2 protein-coding genes are annotated in these 2,826 nt (G+C 62.0%); both read right to left on the bottom strand.

Features of this window, described 5'->3' with window-relative positions; genetic code table 11:
- Positions 1-13 precede the first annotated feature (13 nt).
- Positions 14-1,375, bottom strand: coding sequence for an IS110 family RNA-guided transposase (locus HMPREF9710_RS14680; protein WP_005667535.1), 1,362 nt, complete (start codon positions 1,373-1,375; stop codon positions 14-16).
- A 352-nt stretch (positions 1,376-1,727) separates the two neighbouring features.
- Positions 1,728-2,826: IS4 family transposase (locus HMPREF9710_RS14675; RefSeq protein ID WP_005667534.1), on the bottom strand; the 1,099-nt coding region annotated here is incomplete at its 5' end.

The following is a 2,826-nucleotide window of genomic DNA, read 5'->3' as shown; positions in this document are numbered from 1 at the left end:
CTTCCTAAGAAACTCACCCGCTAGCCATTGATTCCTGAGGCTGCAGAGCAAATCCGAACTGCGCTGCGCGCCGATGCAGCTGCTTGACCACGCGATCGCGATACTGCTGTTCATAGTGGTCGGCACCGGGGTCCCGGTAATCCATACCATACCGCATAGCGTTGTAAAACAGGACCGCAATCTTGCGGGCTGTGGCGGTCACTGCTTTGGCCGTGCCGATGCGTCCTGCAAGACGTCGGTAGAACGCGCCGAGCGCGGTGTCGCTCCGTCCAACGGTGACGGCTGCCAGTCGAATCGCGACGGTCAGCCGGCTGCTGGTCTTGCGCGTATGCGCCGACAGCACCTTGCCGCCGCTGATTTTGCAGCCGGGTGACAACGTCAACCATGACGTGAAGTGTTTCGCGCTACGCCATCGACCCATGTCCGTACCACATTCGCCGATAAACCGTAATGCCAGGAATGGGCCGACGCCGTGGATTTGCGTGAGATCGGTGCCGGTTAGCTGATACAGGGCAGCGCGCACGTCAAACTTAGGATCGCTCGGCATTTTGCTGCGATGTTTGGCCTTCGGGAGCGGCGCGTCCGGCATCGTCTTGCCAATGTTCAGCCCCGCCACCGTACGTTCGATTTCCACGTCGCATTCGTCGATGCAGCGCTGATAAAAATCGTAAAGGGCAAGCGCCTGCTTGAGCGCAAACACGTGTTCGGGCTGGTAATTACCAACCAGCGCACTGCGGATGGTTTCCAGGCTTTCCTTGCAGCGCACATCGCGCATCGCCGCCAACGTATCGGGATTGCGCTCGCCGGCAACGATGGCACGGATGATCCTCATGCCCGTGACGCCGGTGATCGTGGCGATAACGTGATGGAGCTGAATGTTCATGAACGTCAGCGCCTTCTGCATGTGCTGGATATGTGCGGCAGCGTAGTCGGTGTGCTTCTCGCGGGCGCGAAGATAGGCCCGCAACTCTGCGATATCGCGGCCAGGACGGAAGCTAGCACGCAGCAGGCCGCAGGCATGCAAACGCTGCAGCCACTGGGCATCGTTGACGTCGCTTTTTCTACCTGGGACGGCCCGCGCTTCGCGGGCGTTGGCCAGGATGACTTCGAGCCCGTGCGACTCGAGCACTTCAAAGGCGGCGACCCAGTAGACGCCTGTCGATTCCATCACGACCGTTTTCGTTCCGGTTGCAACCAGCCAATTGGCCATGCGTTCCAGATCACTGGTAAAAGCCTGAAACGTCTGGACTGGTTCGTCGCACAGATCCGGGCTGACGGCGGCGACGTGGAATCGTGCACCGATATCGATGCCGGCCGCGAATGGATGAATGATCGGCAGCCCGCTGGGCTTGGATCGTGAACGCTCTCTGGACATGGGCCACCTCCTGGATAGTCAGGTGCAGGACGGGGACTCGGAATTGATCAACTTCCTAAACGGGGTCGCCAGATGGCGCCGCCACATATGAGTCCGCAGCTTCCCCTGGACCAGGTTTTTTGACGGGGTCTATGCCTCCAAAAAGCGTTCGGTCACAGTCCTGCGTGCAACCAGTGTACTCTTCTGGAGTTTCTATTCATGAGGGCCACGGGCGACCGTGCGGGGCGGTTTTTTAAGATGGTGTTCTCCAGCTTGAGGCGCTCATTTTCACGACGCAGCTTAGCAAGTTCATCTTCTTCCACTCCGGCCGGGCGACCAGGGCCCTTAAATGCACCTCGTTATACACAACTCGTCAGTCTCCAAGTTCGCGTAGTGCTTGAAGGGTGAGAGCTGAGGCGCGCACGTCGCGCAGCCCTTCCCAGAGGGTCTTGGCACCAGGTTCGCCATCACCTTTTCGGCCCAAGAAGCCGCCCGCGCGGGCGATCAAGCGTATTACTTCGTTTAACGCCGGGTTGGGCTGGGGGCGTAATTTGTTGAGCAAGTAGGCGCCGCGTATCTCATCGGGATCAAAGAACAAGTGGGCATCCAGGTTCGGGCAGGTACGGCCCATGCGTACCAGATAGGCAATGCGCCAGGCTACGACCAAGTACAGCGCCAGTGCGCGCTCGATGCGCTCGATCGTGCCCAGCTGAAGTTCCTCGACCTTGCAGCCGTTCTTGAGCACATTGAACAGCATTTCAATTTCCCAGCGGGCGCGATACCAGTCGATCAATTCGGCCACCTCGGCCGCGCTGGTGGCGACCCGGTTCGTCAGCAGGCGCCATTCGATCGGCTTGACGCCGGCCGGAGCGCCGTGTTCACGCGCCACGATGCATGTGGCGGTCACCACCTTGCCCTTGCCCGCGTTCAGTTCGACCCGGCGTGCCCACAGCTGCTGGCGCACGATGCGCGCCTTGGCGCCCGGCCGCGCGGCCAGCGCGAACTCGATTTCCCCCAGCGGCGCGCCTTCCGTGGCATGCGGCCACAGCTTCTCGCTGTTGGGCAAGCAGCGGTTGTGCGCGGCGCGCACCAGCCAGTCCACCGGGCAGTCGAGCTGCTGCGCCCGCGCCATCAAGGGCAGCATGTCCGCCTCGCGGTCGGCCACATACACCAAGCGCGTGGCGGGCAGGCGCGGTGCCAGTTCCGCCAGTCTTTCGTAGCCTTCGATCCAGCGCAGGCTTTCCTTGGGGCCGCCGCGCTGGCCGTTGGTGTCGCGCAGCGCGCGCGCCCACATCCACACGTCCAGGATCCCCAGCGGCTCGCGCGCCGTCGTCACCGCGTAGGTGGGGTGGACGTACATGCCGCGCTGCGCTTCATAGCTGAGCGGTCCGAGGCCGCGCGCCTGCTGTCCGTTAAAGTCCAGTTCGGTCGTGTCCTGCAGACACAGCACCACCGACTGCTCGGCCATTCGC

Origin of the sequence: Massilia timonae CCUG 45783 (assembly GCF_000315425.1) — a bacterium.
Classification (GTDB): Bacteria; Pseudomonadota; Gammaproteobacteria; order Burkholderiales; family Burkholderiaceae_D; genus Telluria; species Telluria timonae.
Note: the sequence above shows the minus strand (reverse complement) of the source record. Positions and strands in the feature narration are given on the sequence as shown.

Coding starts and splice junctions, on each gene's coding strand:
- HMPREF9710_RS14680 (WP_005667535.1), bottom strand. CDS start 1,375: ATGTCCAGAGAGCGTTCACGATCCAAGCCCAGCGGGCTGCCGATCATT.